Below are 15,652 nucleotides of genomic sequence, written 5' to 3' on the forward strand. Positions count from 1 at the left end.
CGGACAGTGGCAGCATGGCCCCCGTGAGTGTGCCGTCCGTCTCCCCAGCCCCTTCGCCCGCCCCCGTATCCGGGCGCGGTGCCGCCCGCCCGGCGGCCCGCCTGGCGACCCCCGCCCCGATGGAGGTGGAGCGGCCCGACGCCGCGGCCGAGTCCTCCGCGGCGACGGAGCCGGACCTCCCGTGGATCACGCTCGTCCACAACGACCCCGTCAACCTGATGAGCTACGTGACGTACGTCTTCCAGTCGTACTTCGGCTACTCCAAGGACAAGGCCACCAAGCTGATGCTCGACGTGCACAACAAGGGACGCGCCGTCGTCTCCAGCGGCAGCCGCGAGGAGATGGAGCGCGACGTGCAGGCGATGCACGGCTACGGACTGTGGGCCACGCTCCAGCAGGACCGCGACTGATGCCCGGCCTCTTCGAACGCACCCCGGACGGCGCCGCCGAGGTCACCCTCGACGCGGTCGAGACCAGCATCATCCGCTCGCTCGCCGTACAGCTCCTCGAACTCGTCGGGCCCGGCCCCGGCGGTGACGACGACGACCCGCTCGCCGGGCTCTTCGCCGAGGGTCCCAGCAAGCCGCCGTCCGACCCGGTCCTGCGCCGCCTCTTCCCCGACGCCTACACCCGCCCCGGCCAGGACGAGGGCCCCGAACTCCACGCCGCCTCGGCCGAGTTCCGCCGCTACACCGAGAACGACCTGCGCGCCCGCAAGCGTGAGGACGCCCTCACCGTCGTCCGCACCCTCGACGACCTGCGCACCGACGCCCGCGGCAACGCCCGCCTCCAGCTCGCCGGCGTCGCGGCCCAGACCTGGCTGCGCACCCTCAACGACCTCCGCCTCGCCCTCTCGACCCGCCTCGACATCACCGCCGAGGGCGACACGGAACTCCTCTACGAACTCCCGGACAGCGACCCGCGCAAGCCGATGGTCATGGCGTACCTGTGGCTGGGCGGCTTGCAGGAGACGCTCGTGGAGACACTGCTCCCGTAATCGATCCCGCCGGACGTGCGGAAACCCCTCGGGCTCCTGCCGGAGGGGTTTCCGGCGTGTGCCCGCATCCCTTCCCCGCGCCCTCGTCGCGGGCCGGAGTGGGGGAACTGATTCCGCACGCTACTTCCGTGTACCCCTCATTTGTCCAGGTGGACATGTGGAGGAACTGCGGTTTGTATGTGGGTGGTTGATTGCCCATCAGAGGATGACGCGGGGGTGGGTGCGCAAGGGCTTCACACCTCGCTCGTGTCCGGTATGGGCATTCTCGCAACGAGATGACGAGGATGGAAATGAAGCTTGCTTCTCGCGTGGTGGTCACCGCGTGCGCTGCCGGGGCCGCCGCCCTGGTCTGGACGTCCGTCTCGGCCGGTCACTCCGGGGCGGCTGCCGCCACGTCCGCCACGTCCGCCACGTCCGCCACGTCCGCCGCCTCCGTCGCGGACGAAGCGCCCGGGTACCTGGTCGAGGACTTCGACTACCCCAACGCCGCCAAGATCAAGGAGGAGCAGGGCATCACGCTCAAGCGGGGCGACGGGCACATCGTGCTCGCCGACTGCGGCAGCCAGGACGGCCTGCTGGAGATCTGGGAGCGCAACCGGTCGGAGCACATCTGCTTCCGGGTCACGGGGACCAGCGGCTATCTCAGCCTGGAGATCCCCGCGGTCTACGGGATCAAGGGCGCCGCCGACCAGAGCGCCGACGTGACCATGACCACGGACGACAAGACCACGCACTACGACATCGCGAAGAACACCATCACCCCCGTGGGGGAAAGCGTCGACCCCGGGAACGACTACGCGCTTGTCGAGATATCCACCACCAAGTAGGTGTGTGCGTACGGGGGGAGTGCAGTCAGTGAAGAAGAGAAGCAGGAAAGACCGGGGGACGGCCCCGCCGGCGGCCGGGTCCGCCGCGTCGGCCCGCGTGGTCGCCGCTCCGGCGAGCGCCACCACCGGTACCAAGGCGCGGGACAGTTGGCGTTCCTTCGCTGTCCGCCCCGACGGCGGGAACACCGCGCGGAGCGGTCCCGGTGCCGTGGCCGAAGCGGAACTCCGCGCGCTCGCGCCGGGATGCGGCAGGAGGAGGACCGAAAGGGCCCCTCTGCGCCCGCACGCAGGCCCCTTCGCCGCCGCCGTCCAGGCCAGGGACATCGGCCTCCACGGGCGGTACGGGCAGGCCCCGCGCGCCCACGGCCTCGCCCCGCGCGCCCACGGCCTCGCCCCGTGCGCCGGCGACGGGGCCGGCCGGACCGCGAGGAAGCGGCCCACGGCCCACGCCCCGGACCGGAGCACGCGCCTCACCACCGGGCGGCTCAGCCATGAGGGTCATCCCGGGATCGCGGCGATCCCCGACGACGACGGCTGACAGCCCCACCCTCACGTACCGGTCCGTCCCGCTCCCGCGCGGGAGGGCCGCCGCCCCCCCGGGGCCGCCGCCCCCAGGGCCGCCGCCTCCCAGGGGCGGTGCCCCCTGCCCGGGGCGCGACCTCACCGAGCGCACCCGCCACACCGCGGAGCACGTCCGTCCTGGCACGTCCGCACGCGCGACGTGCCGGGGTGTGGTGATCCCGCTCGGCTCGCCACCTCCACATCCACGATGGAAGACGGTCCGCCCGAGCCGGCCGGCCCGTCTGCCGCAGACCGATTGGGACTCGTTCTGTGAACACCACGTACTGGAGCAGGCGCCGCCTGCTCACCGCGACGGCAGCCGCGACGACGGCCGCCGCCCTGCCCCTCAACCTCACCTCCAGAGCCTTCGCGGCAGGCGGCGCGCCCGCCGCGGACGACGCTCCGCAGCTCCCCTCCCTTCCGGACACCCCCAGGGCCAAGGCGGTCACCGCCTACCAGGCGGGCGGCAAGGCGACCCGCGCCGCCGCCGCGGCGGCCCTGACGGGAAGCGACGCCGACGTCGCGGACTTCGTCGCCACGAAGCTGCCCGCCGCCGTCGCCGAGGACAACCGCCTCGCGCTGTTCCGCGGTCTCGCCATGTCGGGCAGGGGCACCACGGCCGAGATCTCCCGCGTACTCGCCGCCGGGGACGACGAGATCGCGGCGTTCCTCGGCGAGGGATACGAGGCGGTGCAGAAGGAGGACATGAGCGTCCTCACCTTCAGCATCAAGGCCCTCGGCGGGAAGAGCGTGCAGGCCGCGGCGGACAAGGCGCTCGGCGACGGCTCGGGCGACGCGCTCCTGGACTTCATCACCGACGCACAGTTCCCCGCGCGCCTGGAGGACGAGACCGCCGAGGTCTTCAAGATCCTCAACGGCGCCGGACCGCAGCTGACGACCTTCGCCCAGAGCGCCCTGTCGGACGGTGGCGAGGAGGCCATCCGCTGGTTCCTGGAGATCGGCCAGAACATCGCGAGGGCCAGGGACGAGGAGGCCGCGAGCATCGAGCAGCTCGTCGCCGTGACCGAACGGCAGTCGCAGCGCGCGCAGTTGTCGACGGAGAAGGCGAAGGAGGAGTCGGACAAGGCCAAGGAGGCCGCGGCACAGGCCAAGAAGGCGGCCCAGGACGCGGCGGCCGAGGCCCAGGCGGCACGCGAGGACGTCGCCAAGTCCGCAGCGGCCGCCCGCAAGGCCGCCGGTGCGGCGAAGGGCGCGGCCAACGCCGCGTCCAGTGCCATCTCCGCCTCGTACGCCGCCCAGACAGCGGCCCGCAAGGCCGCCTGGGCCGCGCACGCCGCGACCTCGGCGGCGGCGACCGCCGCGCACGCGGCGTCCGCCGCCTACCAGGCCGCGATGGCCGCTTCCCAGGACGCCTCCAAGACGGCCGCGGCGAAGGACGCCGCGATCGCCGCCCGCAACGCCGCGAGCAAGGCCCGTACGGCCGCCAAGGCCGCCGACCAGGCGCGCGTCGCCTCCGCGCAGTCCGTCGCCGCGGGCAACTCCGCCGCTGCGGCCGCCCGGGACGCGGCGGCCGCGGCCAACGCCTCCGCCACCGCGGCGGGCGCCGCCGGAGCGGCGGCCTCCGAAGCCGCCGCTGCCCGCGCCGCCGCCGCCGAGGCGGACGCCCAGGCCGCCCGCGCCACCAAGGCGGCCGGAACGGCCCAGTCGCTGGCCAACACCGCGGCGACGGCCGCCGCCGCGGCCCGCGACGCGGCCAACTCCGCCGCGGACCACGCCGACAAGGCCGCCGCGGCGGCCGACGAGGCCGTCAAGGCCGCGGGCCAGGCCGTCGACTTCGCCAACAAGTCCACCGAGTGGGCCGCCGACGCGCAGAAGGCCGCGGACGCCGCGGTGCAGGCCGTACTCGACGCGCAGTCCGTCGAGGAGACGGCCCGCGAGGCGGAACTCGCCAAACTCGACGAGTACACCGAGCAGGGCAGGGCGGAGGCCGCCGCGCTCGCCGCGCTCGAAGCCCAGGACCTCGCCGACTACCGCGATCAGCTCAGCCAGCAGCAGGCGACGGACTCCGCCACGCTCGATCTCATCGCGGCTGCCGAGTCGGCCCTGGCCGCGGGGGACCGTACGGCCGCCGTCGGGCACGGCCGCGCGGCGTGCCTGGAACTGCTGTCCTCGCACGGCACCTGGACCAGGGAGGCCGCGGGCTTCGCGCTGGCCGCAGGAACCGAGTCGATGCTCAACTGGATCGACGCCGACCGCGCGCTCGCCCAGCAGCAGGACGACCGGGAGACTGTCCTCTACGTCAGCCAGGTCTCCTCCGCCGATGTGGCGGCGGCGGCCCAGGCGGCCCTGGAATCCTCCGACGAGGCGGCCCCTGCCGCCTTCCTCACCTCGGGCGCGATCGAGGCGGCCCGGCAGGAGCAGACAGCGGCGATCTTCCGCGTCCTGGCCGACAACCCGGGCAAGGCGGTGACGAAGGCGGCGAACGACGCCCTGGCGGACGGCTCCGCCAAGGCCGTGCACGACTTCTTCACGGTCGCCTACGGCCCGGCGCAGGCCGAGGACGACAACGTCGCCGTCTTCTCGGCGATCGAATCGGCGGGCCCGTACACCAAGATGGCCGCCAGTGTGGCCGTCGAGGGGCCCGGCTGGCTGCGCCGGACCTTCGTCACCTCCGCCTACCCCAGGGTCATCCAGCTCGACGCCGATCTGGCCGCCCACACCTCCGCGATGCAGGCGATGCTCGCCCACGCCGCCAAGCGGGCCCAGGACGCGGTCACGAACGCGGCGAAGGCGCAGAAGGTCGCCGCCGAGGCGCGCAAGGCCGCCTCCGACGCGCAGAAGTGGGCCACCGCGGCGACGGAGTCCGCCAACAAGGCCGCCGACTACAAGAAGCAGGCCGACGCCCACGCGGACGCGGCCGAGAAGTCGGCGAAGGACGCCCAGGCATCCGCCGACAAGGCGAAGGCCGCCGCGCTGAACGCCCGTTCCGCTGCCCGGCGCGCCAACTACAGCGCGAACCAGGCCACGTCGGCGGCCGCGTCCGCGATGGTCTCCGCCAGCAACGCGCAGAGTTCCGCCAACGCCGCAGCCGCCTCGGCGGCCCAGGCGGGCAAGGACGCCAGGACGGCCGCGCAGGCGGCATCCGAGGCCAGGCAGATCGTCGCCGCCAAGCGCAAGGAGGAACAGGCGGCGGCCGCCAGGAAGGCGGCCGAGGCGGCAGCGAAGGCCAAACAGCAGAGCATCGATCAGGCCGACAACGCCGACAACGACTCCACGAAGGACCCGGGCGAGTTCCTCGGCCTCGACAAGGACCAGTGGTCCGCGGTCGCCGACGCGCTCGGCAACGTCTCCACGTACGCGGGATACCTCGCCACCATCGGGCTGCTCTGCCCGCCGCCGTTCGGCGAGGCGCTGTACGGGGCCGCGGGGGCCGTCTCCCTGGTGACGGGCATCGCGAGCGCCACCATCACCCTCTTCACGGACGGCTGGAACTCCTCGAAGTTCGTCACGTCCGCCTTCGGCGTGGCCGTGGGCGTCTTCACCACCGGAATCCCCTTCACCAAGTTCGGCGGCACCGTCGGCCTGATCGACGACGCCTTCCGGGGGCTGGAAGGCGGTGTCATGTCGGTGGGCGTCCAGGCCCAGCGGATCGGCGCGTCCGTCCTCTCGCCTGCCACGAGCACCATCGTCAGCGCCGGCAAGTCCGTGGGCGGAGCCGTCAGCAGCGCGTGGCACGACCTGACGCCCTGGTGAGGCGCGCCGCCGCGGCCCGGCCGCGGCGGCTCCACCGCCGTCCGTCCCGACCAGTGTGGGAAGGCCTCTCCCTTGCTCCCCCGTCTGCCTGCCGAAAGCTGGGCCGTCGTCGCCGGCGCGACCACCGCCGTCTACGTTCCCGTGGCGCGGTGGTGCATGCCGACACCGAAGGCCAAGCGAGGCGTCTCCCTGGTCCCCCTCGGGGGAGTACTCGCGGGGACACTCCTCGCCCTCGTACGGGGCCACTCCCTGTCCTACGGCCTCTACCTGTACAGCTGGGCCCTGCTGGGCATCCTGGTCATGCTCGTACCGGTCAGGAGGCGGACGGCGGCCGACATCCTGGAACAGGAGCGCAACCCCTGGACGAAGGTCTCGCTCAACCCCGTCTCGACGGGGTGGCTCGTGGTGTCCCTCCTGGCGTGTCTGGTGGGGGTGGTCCTGCTGAGCCCGCTCGCGCGGTGACGTCCGCGCGGGTGACGTCCGCGTGGGTGACGTCCGCGTGGTGACGTCCGCGTGGTGACGTACGGGAGGCTGTGCCCGGGAAGCGACCTTCCCGGGCACAGCCTCCCGTCGTCGCGTCACGCGTACGGGTGCAACCGTCACGTCGTGTCACGATCCGGCCACAGGAAGTGGTTTCCTGTCCTCTCACGCGGGAGAGAGGCGCGATACATGACGTCCACGCAGGTCGGCACGCCGGGCGAGGAGCCGGCGGAGCCCTTGGCGGCGGTGGCAAAGACCGAGAACGGCGAGGGGTACCACCGGGCGCTCGGCGCCCGGCAGATCCAGATGATCGCCATCGGCGGCGCGATCGGCACCGGGCTCTTCCTCGGCGCGGGGACGGCCATCGCGAAAGCGGGCCCGAGCCTCGTCCTCGCCTACGCGGCCGCCGGGCTCGTCATCTACTTCATCATGCGGGCACTCGGCGAACTCCTGCTCTACCGCCCGGTGTCCGGCTCCTTCGCCGAGTACGCGCGCGAGTTCCTCGGCCCCTTCTTCGGCTTCGTCACCGGCTGGACCTACTGGCTCGGCTGGGTCATCACCGGCATCACCGAGGTCACGGCGGCGGCCAAGTACATGACCTTCTGGTGGGCCATCCCGCAGTGGGCCTCCTCGCTCGCCTTCACCGTCCTCCTCTTCGGCGTGAACCTCATCTCCGTGAAGGTCTTCGGCGAGCTGGAGTTCTGGTTCTCGATGGTCAAGGTCACCGCGATCGTCGGCATGATCCTCATCTGCCTCGGCATCCTCACCCTCGGTTTCTCCGAAGCGGGCGAGACCGCGAGCGTCGCCCACCTGTGGGACGAGGGCGGCCTCTTCCCGCACGGCCTGAGCGGCACCCTCATGACGCTCCAGATCGTCATGTTCGCCTTCCTCGCCGTCGAACTCGTCGGCGTCACGGCCGGCGAGTCCGAGGACCCCGAGAAGAACCTCCCGAAGGCGATCAACACCGTCCCCTGGCGCATCGCCGTCTTCTACATCGGCGCGCTCCTCATGATCCTGTCCGTCGTCCCCTGGACGAAGTTCCAGCCCGACGTCTCGCCCTTCGTCGCCGCCTTCGAGCAGATGGGCCTCGGCGTCGGCGCGGCCATCGTCAACTTCGTCGTCCTCACCGCCGCGCTCTCCTCCTGCAACTCCGGCATGTACTCGACGGGCCGCATGCTCCGCGACCTCTCCCTCAACCGCCAGGGCCCCACCCTCTTCGCCCGCCTCACCCGCGCCGGGACCCCGCTCCTGGGCACCGCGTTCTCCGCCGCGCTCATGCTCGTCGGCGTGTGGATCAACTACCAGTGGCCGGGCAAGGCGTTCCAGTACGTCATGTCCCTCGCCACCATCTGCGGCGTGTGGGCCTGGATCATGATCCTGGTCTGCCAGCTCCGCTACCGCCGCAAGGCCGAGCGCGGCGAACTCCCCGCCTCCTCCTTCCCCGCCCCCGGCGCCCCCTTCACGAGCCTGTTCGCGCTCGCCTTCCTCCTCCTCGTCCTCGTCCTCATGGGCATCGACAAGGACAACCGCGTCGCCCTCTACGCCGCCCCCGTCTGGGGCGCGCTCCTCGTCGGCGCCTACCGCGTCCACCTCGCCCGCGCCCCGTACGCGCGCCCCGCCGACCCGGAGGAGACGGCCCCCGCCGAGGTCTGAGCGTCCACGTGCCGGGCGGGTCCGTCCCACTCCGCGGGACGGACCCGCCCGTACACGCGTACGGTCCGTCTAGGCTGGCCGCATGCTGACCCTGACCCAGGAGCTGTACGACCAGATCGTCGCCCACGCGCGCGCGGACCACCCCGACGAGGCGTGCGGCATCGTCGCGGGACCGGCGGGCAGCGACCGCCCCGAGCGCTTCGTGCCCATGCTCAACGCGGCCCGCTCGCCCACCTTCTACGAGTTCGACTCCGGCGACCTGCTCCGCCTCTACCGCGACCTCGACGACCGCGACGAGGAACCCGTGATCGTCTACCACTCGCACACCGCGACCGAGGCCTACCCCTCGCGCACGGACATCTCCTACGCGAACGAGCCGGGCGCCCACTACGTCCTCGTCTCCACCGCCGACACCGACGACGCGGGCCCCTTCCAGTTCCGCTCGTACCGCATCGTGGACGGCGTGGTCACCGAGGAGGACGTGAAGGTCGTCCCCGCCTCCTGAGACTCCGCGCGAGCCGAGACTCCGCGCGAGCCGAGACTCCGCGCGAGCACCCCGCCGCGCCCCCGGCGGGCGCCCTCGCCGCCACCATGTGAACGCGGGGCGTCCGCGCCTCGGGACACCCCTCCGGGTACCGGGGCGGGAATCGTTACGATGACCGCATGGTTGACCTCGACGTGCGCACCCAGGAGCCGGGCACCCCGCTGCTCACGGCACGTCGCCACGTCGACCTCTGCCGCGTCGCAGGGGCGCTCTGTCCGCGCTGAGCGCCGATCCCCCCGCGCGCCACGCCGCTCCCGGCGCGCGCACGCACCACGGCGCCCCACCCCCGTACCGCCGCTCCGAGGCGCCGCCGCGCGCCCCTGACCTCCGAGAAGGAGACCGACATGGCCATCGAGGTCCGCATCCCGACCATCCTCCGCACCTACACCGACGGCGCCAAGGCCGTCGAGGGCAGCGGGGACACGCTCGCCGAGCTGTTCGCCGACCTCGACAGCCGCCACGTCGGCATCCAGGAGCGCATCGTCGACGACGGCAAGCTCCGCCGCTTCGTCAACGTCTACCTCAACGACGAGGACGTCCGCTTCCTCGACGGCATCAGCACCAAGCTCAGCGACGGCGACAGCGTCACGATCCTCCCCGCCGTCGCCGGTGGCGCCCGCTGATGCGGTACGAGAGCGCCCTTGCCGCCGTCGGCAACACCCCGCTCGTCCAGCTCCCCCGGCTCTCGCCGGGGGACGGCGTGCGTCTGTGGGCGAAGCTGGAGGACCGCAACCCCACGGGGTCCGTCAAGGACCGGCCCGCGCTCCACATGGTCGAACAGGCCGAGAAGGACGGACGTCTCACCCCGGGCTGCGTCATCCTGGAGCCCACGAGCGGCAACACCGGCATCTCGCTCGCGATGGCCGCCAAGCTCAAGGGCTACCGCATCGTCTGCGTCATGCCCGAGAACACCAGCCAGGAACGCCGCGACCTCCTCGCCATGTGGGGCGCCGAGATCATCTCCAGCCCCGCCGCCGGCGGCTCCAACACCGCCGTACGGGTCGCCAAGGACCTCGCGGCCGAGCACCCCGACTGGGTCATGCTCTACCAGTACGGCAACCCGGACAACGCCGGCGCCCACTACGCCACGACAGGCCCCGAACTCCTCGCCGACCTCCCCTCGGTCACGCACTTCGTCGCCGGGCTCGGCACGACGGGCACCCTCATGGGCGTGGGCCGCTACCTGCGCGAGCACAAGCCCGACGTGAAGATCGTCGCCGCCGAACCGCGCTACGACGACCTCGTCTACGGCCTCCGCAACCTCGACGAGGGCTTCGTCCCCGAGCTGTACGACGAGTCCGTCCTCACCACCCGCTTCTCCGTCGGCTCCGCCGACGCCGTCACCCGCACCCGCCAACTCCTCCAGGAGGAAGGCATCTTCGCGGGCATCTCCACCGGCGCCGCGCTCCACGCGGCCATCGGCATGGGCAAGAAGGCCCGCACGGCGGGCGAGGAGGCGGACATCGCCTTCGTCGTCGCCGACGGCGGCTGGAAGTACCTGTCCACGGGCGTCTACACGGCCCCGACGACCGAAGAGGCGATCGCCACCCTGCAGGGACAGCTCTGGGCCTGAGCGGCACAGGGCCCGGCGGAGCGGACGCGGAAGGGGCGAGGGGCGGGGCCGCGCCCTCTCACCCCTTCCGCACCCGCTCCCACAGCCCCGCGTCCACCGCACCCGCCCTGCGCCGGAAATCCCGCAGCGGCACCTTCCGCCGCTCACCCGTCTCCAGGTAGCTGCGCCGCCCCTCGCGATCGTCCACCGCACCGGGCGGCAGCGCCACGACCCCGCCGCGCTCCGGGTGCTGACGGCTCGTGATCTTCATGACCCGCGCCGCGCGCGGCCCCACCGACAGCACCAGGCACGGCCGGTCCTTCGCCCCCGGACCGTCCTCGAACGGCACGAGCGCCCACCAGATCTCCCCGGGCCGCGGCTCCCGCGCCCGCGCACCGCCGGGCCCGCGCGGCGGCCGCCGCCGCCCGCGCGGCCCCCGGTCACTGCGCCCCCACGCGTCGACGAGCGACACGAGCAGCCCGAGCACGACGACACCCGCGAGCAACCACCACCACGACACACCCATACGGCGAACGTACCCGCGAACGACGCGGCGATCCCGCCCGGCCCGTGCCACGTGGCACGGGCCACTCCCAGGGGACCACCCCACCCCTCACGGGTGGTCTTGCCGGTGACTTCTCCCACAACCCGCCGCAGGCGTGAAGCCCGCCACCGGCACTCCCCGTACGCTCGACGGATCGCACCCGCACCCCGCTCACCCCGTCCGCGCGGAGGTTCCCGCTTCATGAAGCTCACCGTCGTCGGCTGCTCGGGCTCGATCCCGTCCGTGGACTCGCCCTGCTCCAGCTACCTCGTAGAGGCCGACGGCTTCCGGCTGCTCCTCGACATGGGCAATGGCGCCCTCGGCGAGTTGCAGCGTCACATCGGCCTGACCGACCTCGACGCCGTCGTCCTCAGCCACCTGCACGCCGATCACTGCATCGACATGTGCGCGTACTTCGTCGTGCGCTACTACAACGCCGACCCCCTCACCACCCGGCCGCTGCCCGTCTACGGCCCCGAGGGCACCGAGGAACGCCTCACCGCGGGACACGGCGACACCCCCACGCGTTCCGCGATGGCCGAGGTCTTCGACTTCCACACCCTCAAACCCGGCAGCTTCCGCATCGGCCCCTTCACCCTCCACGCCGAGCAGGTCCGCCACCCCGTCGAGGCGTACGGCTTCCGCGTCGAGCACGAGGGCCGCTCCCTCACGTACTCCGGGGACACGGGCCCCGCCGCCGCACTCGACCAACTCGCCGCCGACAGCGACCTGTTCCTGTGCGAAGCCGCCTTCACCGACGGCAAGGAGGAGATCCCCGACCTCCACCTCAACGGCCGCGAGGCAGGCGAGAGCGCCCAGCGCGCGGCCGCCCGCCGCCTCGTCCTGACCCACATCCCCCCGTGGACCGACCCCCAACTCAACCTCACCGCCGCCCGCGCGGCCTACGAGGGCCCGGTCGAGCTGGCCCACCCGGGCGCGGTGTACGAGATCTGAGCGGTACGGGCCCGGCGGAGGTCTGAGCGGTACGGGCCGCGGCGGGGGTACGAGGGCGAGGCTCACCGTGCTCGCCCCCGTACCGCCGCCCCTCCCGTACCGGCCCGCGCCGCTCGCCGTCCCCCGGCCTCACGCCCGCGTCTCGTCCTCCCGCTCCTCCTCCGGCTCCCGGCCCGGCGTCTTCAGGTCGAACCGCGTGATCGCGAAGCGGAACACCGCGTAGTACACGACCGCCGCCCCCGCCCCGATGATCAACAACAGCCACGGTTTCGTCGCGAGCGACCAGTTGATGACGTAGTCGATCAGCCCCGCCGAGAAACTGAAACCGTCCTTCGCCCCCACCGCCCACGACACCGCCATCGACACACCCGTCAGCACCGCGTGCACCGCGTACAGCACCGGCGCCACGAACAGGAACGAGTACTCGATCGGCTCCGTGATCCCCGTGACGAACGAGGTCAGCGCGACCGACAGCATCAGCCCGCCCACCTCCTTGCGCCGGTGCGGCTTCGCGCAGTGCGTGATCGCCAGCGCGGCGGCCGGCAGCGCGAACATCATGATCGGGAAGAACCCCGTCATGAACTGCCCCGCCGTCGGGTCCCCGTGCAGGAACCGGGTCACGTCCCCGTGCACCACCGTCCCGTCCGCCTGCCGGTAGTCCCCGAACTGGAACCACAGGAACGTGTTCAGGAACTGGTGCAGCCCCACCACGAGCAGCGCACGGTTCGCGACCCCGAAGACCCCCGAACCCCACGCCCCCGCGTCCGAGAGCCACTCCCCGAAGTTCGTCAGACCGTTCCCGATCGGCTGCCACGTCCACGCGGCGAGCGCCCCGAGCAGCAGCCCGATGAACGCCATCAGGATCGGCACGAGCCGCCGCCCGTTGAAGAAACCGAGCCAGTCCACGAGCTTCGTCCGGTAGAACCGCCGCCACACGTACGCCGAGATCAGCCCGATCACGATCCCGCCGAACACCCCCGGATTCTGGTACGTGGCCGCGGTGAACGCCCTGCCCGCGTAGTCGACGCAACCCCCGTCCACCGCCTGCTGCCCCTGGGGGCAATCCACCGGGAACGCCTGGAGCACCGCGTAGAAGACCAGGAATCCCGTCACCGCCGCCAGCGCCGTCGAGCCGTCCGACTTCTTCGCCATCCCGATCGCGACGCCCACGCAGAACAGCAGCGGCAGCCCCAGCGTCGAGTCGAGCAGCGCCCCGCCCGCCGCGTCGATCACCTTCGCGACGTTCGTCCACCCCAGGCCGTCGTCGCCGAAGACGTCCGGTTGCCCCAGCCGGTTGAGAATCCCCGCCGCAGGCAGCACCGCGATGGGCAACTGGAGCGAACGCCCCATCTTCTGCAAGCCCTGGAAGAACTTCCCCCAGGGCCCGGGCCCCGCCGTCGCCGCACTCGTCGCCGCGCTCATCCACAACCTCCCGTGCCGCCCGGGCCGCGCCCCTGCTGAGCGTCATGATTCGGCACCCCGGCCGCCGCCGCCCGTGAAGATGGGCCAACGGTGAGTTAACGTGACAAAACCCCCAACACGGAGCACCGGGCACAAGGAGCGTGGCGCATGGCCAGCAAGGCGGAGAAGATCGTCGCCGGACTCGGCGGCCTCGACAACATCAGCGACATCGAAGGCTGCATCACCCGGCTGCGCACCGAGGTCTACGACGCCTCCAAGGTCGACGAAGCCGCGCTCAAGGCCGCGGGCGCCCACGGCGTCGTCAAGATGGGCACCGCCATCCAGGTCGTCATCGGCACCGACGCCGACCCCATCGCGGCGGACATCGAGGACATGATGTGACGGGCCCGCCGGACGGCACGGGGGACGCCGACCGGGCGTCACGGGCGTTCCCCGCGACCAACTAGGCTCAGCCGCATGTCACGCATCGACGGCCGCACCCCCGACCAGCTCCGCCCCGTCTCCATCGAACGCGGCTGGAGCAAGCACGCCGAAGGCTCCGTACTCGTCTCCTTCGGCGACACCCGCGTCCTGTGCACCGCCTCCTTCACCGAAGGCGTGCCGCGCTGGCGCAAGGGCAGCGGCGAGGGCTGGGTCACCGCCGAGTACGCGATGCTCCCGCGCGCCACCAACACCCGCGGCGACCGCGAGTCCGTACGCGGCAAGATCGGCGGCCGCACCCACGAGATCTCCCGCCTCATCGGCCGCAGCCTCCGCGCCGTCGTCGACACCCGCGCCCTCGGCGAGAACACCGTCGTACTCGACTGCGACGTCCTCCAGGCCGACGGCGGCACCCGCACCGCCGCCATCACCGGCGCGTACGTCGCGCTCGCCGACGCCGTCCGCTGGGCGCAGGGCAAGAAGCTCGTCAAGGCCGGACGCGTCCCGCTGCGCGACACCGTCTCCGCGATCTCGGTCGGCATCATCGACTCCGTCCCCTACCTGGACCTGCGGTACGAGGAGGACGTGCGCGCCGAGACCGACATGAACGTCGTCCGCACCGGCGACGGCCGCTTCGTCGAGGTCCAGGGCACCGCCGAGGCCGCGCCCTTCGACCGCGCCGAACTCGACGCGCTCCTCGACCTCGCGAGCGCGGGCTGCGCGGACCTGGCGGCCCTTCAGCGCGAGGCGCTCGAAGGCTGAACCGCGCGCCAGGGTAAAGAAAACCCCAAGCGAAGTACGGGCGACGGGCAACCGAACAACCGTCCGCGGCGTCATCCCGCATGACGGAGACCCGGGGGAGTCCACTCCTCCGGGTCTCGACCCGCCGTGGACGAAAGGGACCGCCCGCTCATGCCCGCGCACCGCCGAGCCCGCCGCACCGCCGCCGCTCTCCTCCTGGCCGCCCTCCCGCTGCTCGGCCTCACCGCCTGCGACGCCGCGCAGAAGGCGCTCGACTGCGTCCACACCGCCGACACCATCGCCGACCACGTCACCAACCTCCAGCAGTCCGCCGACAGCCTCGGCGACGACCCCCTCGACCCCGACGCCGAACTCGCCGCGATCGACAAGGACCTCGACGCCCTCGGCAAGAAGGCCGGCGACGCGGACCTCAAGCAGGCGCTCGACGGACTGGGCAAGGCGGTCGACGCGGTGCGGGCCGACGTCGCGGACGGCGACAAGACCCCGGACCTCGCCCCGCTCACCGACGCGGCGGGCGAACTGACGAAGGTCTGCACCCCGTGACCTGCGGCTCCCGGGCTGCGGAATACTGACGGGCATGAGCCGTCTCATCCTCGCCACGCGCAACGCGGGCAAAGTCACCGAGCTGCACGCCATCCTCAGCGAGGCGGGGCTCGGGCACGAACTCGTCGGTGCCGACGCGTACCCGGAGATCCCCGACGTCAAGGAGACGGGCGTCACCTTCGCCGAGAACGCGCTCCTGAAGGCGCACGCCCTCGCCCGGGCGACGGGCCTCCCCGCGGTGGCGGACGACTCCGGGCTGTGCGTCGACGTCCTGAACGGTGCCCCCGGCATCTTCTCGGCCCGCTGGGCGGGCCGCCACGGCGACGACGAGGCGAACCTGAACCTCCTCCTGGCCCAGCTCTCCGACATCGCCCCGCCCCACCGCGCCGCCGGCTTCGCCTGCGCGGCGGCCCTGGCCCTCCCCGACGGCACGGAACGCGTGGTCGAGGGCCACCTCCGAGGCACCCTCCGCCTCGCCCCGTCCGGCACGAACGGCTTCGGCTACGACCCGATCCTGGAGCCGGAGGGCCTGGACCGCACCTGCGCCGAACTGACCCCGGCCGAGAAGAACGCGATCAGCCACCGCGGCAAGGCGTTCAGGGCGCTGGTACCGGTGGTACGGGAACTGGTGGGCTGAGGGGGCGGAACGGGGAAGGGGCGCCCCGGCGGGGGCGCCCCT

18 protein-coding genes are annotated in these 15,652 nt (G+C 72.5%); 16 read left to right on the plus strand and 2 right to left on the minus strand.

The annotated features are described in order from the left end of the window. Positions 1-119 precede the first annotated feature (119 nt). The 11 genes from clpS to ACQYWQ_RS19910 all read left to right on the plus strand — a co-directional run bounded on the left by clpS (position 120) and on the right by ACQYWQ_RS19910 (position 10,349). Positions 120-410 (plus strand): ATP-dependent Clp protease adapter ClpS, encoded by a 291-nt coding sequence (gene clpS / locus ACQYWQ_RS19860; RefSeq protein WP_431039262.1) that lies wholly within the window; start codon positions 120-122, stop codon positions 408-410. Further along, positions 410-997 (plus strand): DUF2017 domain-containing protein, encoded by a 588-nt coding sequence (locus tag ACQYWQ_RS19865; RefSeq protein ID WP_431036289.1) that lies wholly within the window; start codon positions 410-412, stop codon positions 995-997. The genes clpS and ACQYWQ_RS19865 overlap by 1 nt, the downstream gene beginning before the upstream one ends. Before the next feature lie 290 nt (positions 998-1,287). Then, entirely contained in the window at positions 1,288-1,824 is a 537-nt protein-coding gene (locus ACQYWQ_RS19870) for a hypothetical protein (RefSeq protein ID WP_431036290.1), read from the plus strand. Between the two features lie 28 nt (positions 1,825-1,852). Further along, positions 1,853-2,362 (plus strand): hypothetical protein, encoded by a 510-nt coding sequence (locus tag ACQYWQ_RS19875; RefSeq protein WP_431036292.1) that lies wholly within the window; start codon positions 1,853-1,855, stop codon positions 2,360-2,362. A 293-nt stretch (positions 2,363-2,655) separates the two neighbouring features. Continuing rightward, positions 2,656-6,099, plus strand: coding sequence for an ALF repeat-containing protein (locus tag ACQYWQ_RS19880; RefSeq protein WP_431036294.1), 3,444 nt, complete (start codon positions 2,656-2,658; stop codon positions 6,097-6,099). Positions 6,100-6,255: 156 nt separating this feature from the next. After that, the gene (locus tag ACQYWQ_RS19885; protein ID WP_431036295.1) at positions 6,256-6,561 is read left to right on the plus strand and encodes a hypothetical protein; all 306 of its coding nucleotides are present in this window, start codon (positions 6,256-6,258) and stop codon (positions 6,559-6,561) included. 207 nt (positions 6,562-6,768) lie between these two features. Continuing rightward, entirely contained in the window at positions 6,769-8,232 is a 1,464-nt protein-coding gene (locus ACQYWQ_RS19890; protein WP_431036296.1) for an amino acid permease, read from the plus strand. 82 nt (positions 8,233-8,314) lie between these two features. Then, positions 8,315-8,737 (plus strand): Mov34/MPN/PAD-1 family protein, encoded by a 423-nt coding sequence (locus tag ACQYWQ_RS19895; protein WP_431036298.1) that lies wholly within the window; start codon positions 8,315-8,317, stop codon positions 8,735-8,737. A 158-nt stretch (positions 8,738-8,895) separates the two neighbouring features. Further along, positions 8,896-9,000: a putative leader peptide gene (locus ACQYWQ_RS19900; RefSeq protein ID WP_010295339.1), complete on the plus strand. Its 105-nt coding sequence runs from the start codon at positions 8,896-8,898 to the stop codon at positions 8,998-9,000. Positions 9,001-9,120: 120 nt separating this feature from the next. Further along, positions 9,121-9,399 carry a MoaD/ThiS family protein gene (locus ACQYWQ_RS19905; protein WP_431036299.1) on the plus strand — a complete coding sequence of 93 codons (279 nt, stop codon included), beginning with the start codon at positions 9,121-9,123 and terminating at the stop codon, positions 9,397-9,399. Next, positions 9,399-10,349 carry a PLP-dependent cysteine synthase family protein gene (locus ACQYWQ_RS19910; protein ID WP_431036300.1) on the plus strand — a complete coding sequence of 317 codons (951 nt, stop codon included), beginning with the start codon at positions 9,399-9,401 and terminating at the stop codon, positions 10,347-10,349. Before ACQYWQ_RS19905 ends, ACQYWQ_RS19910 begins: the two co-directional genes overlap by 1 nt. Before the next feature lie 58 nt (positions 10,350-10,407). Here ACQYWQ_RS19910 and ACQYWQ_RS19915 read toward each other — a convergent pair whose 3' ends face one another. Further along, complete coding sequence (locus ACQYWQ_RS19915) at positions 10,408-10,854, minus strand: type II toxin-antitoxin system PemK/MazF family toxin (protein ID WP_431036302.1); 447 nt, start codon at positions 10,852-10,854, stop codon at positions 10,408-10,410. 219 nt (positions 10,855-11,073) lie between these two features. On the opposite strand from ACQYWQ_RS19915, the gene ACQYWQ_RS19920 reads away from it, so the two are divergent. After that, the gene (locus ACQYWQ_RS19920; protein ID WP_431036303.1) at positions 11,074-11,826 is read left to right on the plus strand and encodes an MBL fold metallo-hydrolase; all 753 of its coding nucleotides are present in this window, start codon (positions 11,074-11,076) and stop codon (positions 11,824-11,826) included. Between the two features lie 129 nt (positions 11,827-11,955). On the opposite strand, the gene ACQYWQ_RS19925 is transcribed toward ACQYWQ_RS19920, so the two are convergent. Then, positions 11,956-13,248, minus strand: coding sequence for a PTS transporter subunit EIIC (locus tag ACQYWQ_RS19925; protein ID WP_431036304.1), 1,293 nt, complete (start codon positions 13,246-13,248; stop codon positions 11,956-11,958). 147 nt (positions 13,249-13,395) lie between these two features. Here ACQYWQ_RS19925 and ACQYWQ_RS19930 point away from each other — a divergent pair, with 147 nt between their 5' ends. The 4 genes from ACQYWQ_RS19930 (at position 13,396) to rdgB (ending at position 15,610) form a co-directional block, all read left to right on the plus strand. After that, a complete protein-coding gene (locus ACQYWQ_RS19930; RefSeq protein ID WP_008745947.1) occupies positions 13,396-13,629 on the plus strand; it encodes a glucose PTS transporter subunit EIIB in 234 nt (77 codons plus the stop codon). Between the two features lie 75 nt (positions 13,630-13,704). Next, on the plus strand, positions 13,705-14,430 hold the full coding sequence (gene rph / locus ACQYWQ_RS19935; protein WP_431036306.1) for a ribonuclease PH: 726 nt from the start codon (positions 13,705-13,707) through the stop codon (positions 14,428-14,430). A 150-nt stretch (positions 14,431-14,580) separates the two neighbouring features. Continuing rightward, a complete protein-coding gene (locus tag ACQYWQ_RS19940; protein WP_431036308.1) occupies positions 14,581-14,973 on the plus strand; it encodes a hypothetical protein in 393 nt (130 codons plus the stop codon). Between the two features lie 34 nt (positions 14,974-15,007). Further along, entirely contained in the window at positions 15,008-15,610 is a 603-nt protein-coding gene (gene rdgB / locus ACQYWQ_RS19945) for an RdgB/HAM1 family non-canonical purine NTP pyrophosphatase (RefSeq protein WP_431036309.1), read from the plus strand. The last annotated feature ends 42 nt before the right edge of the window (positions 15,611-15,652 follow it).

This window comes from Streptomyces sp. P6-2-1 (assembly GCF_050613165.1).
Taxonomy (GTDB): Bacteria; Actinomycetota; Actinomycetes; order Streptomycetales; family Streptomycetaceae; genus Streptomyces.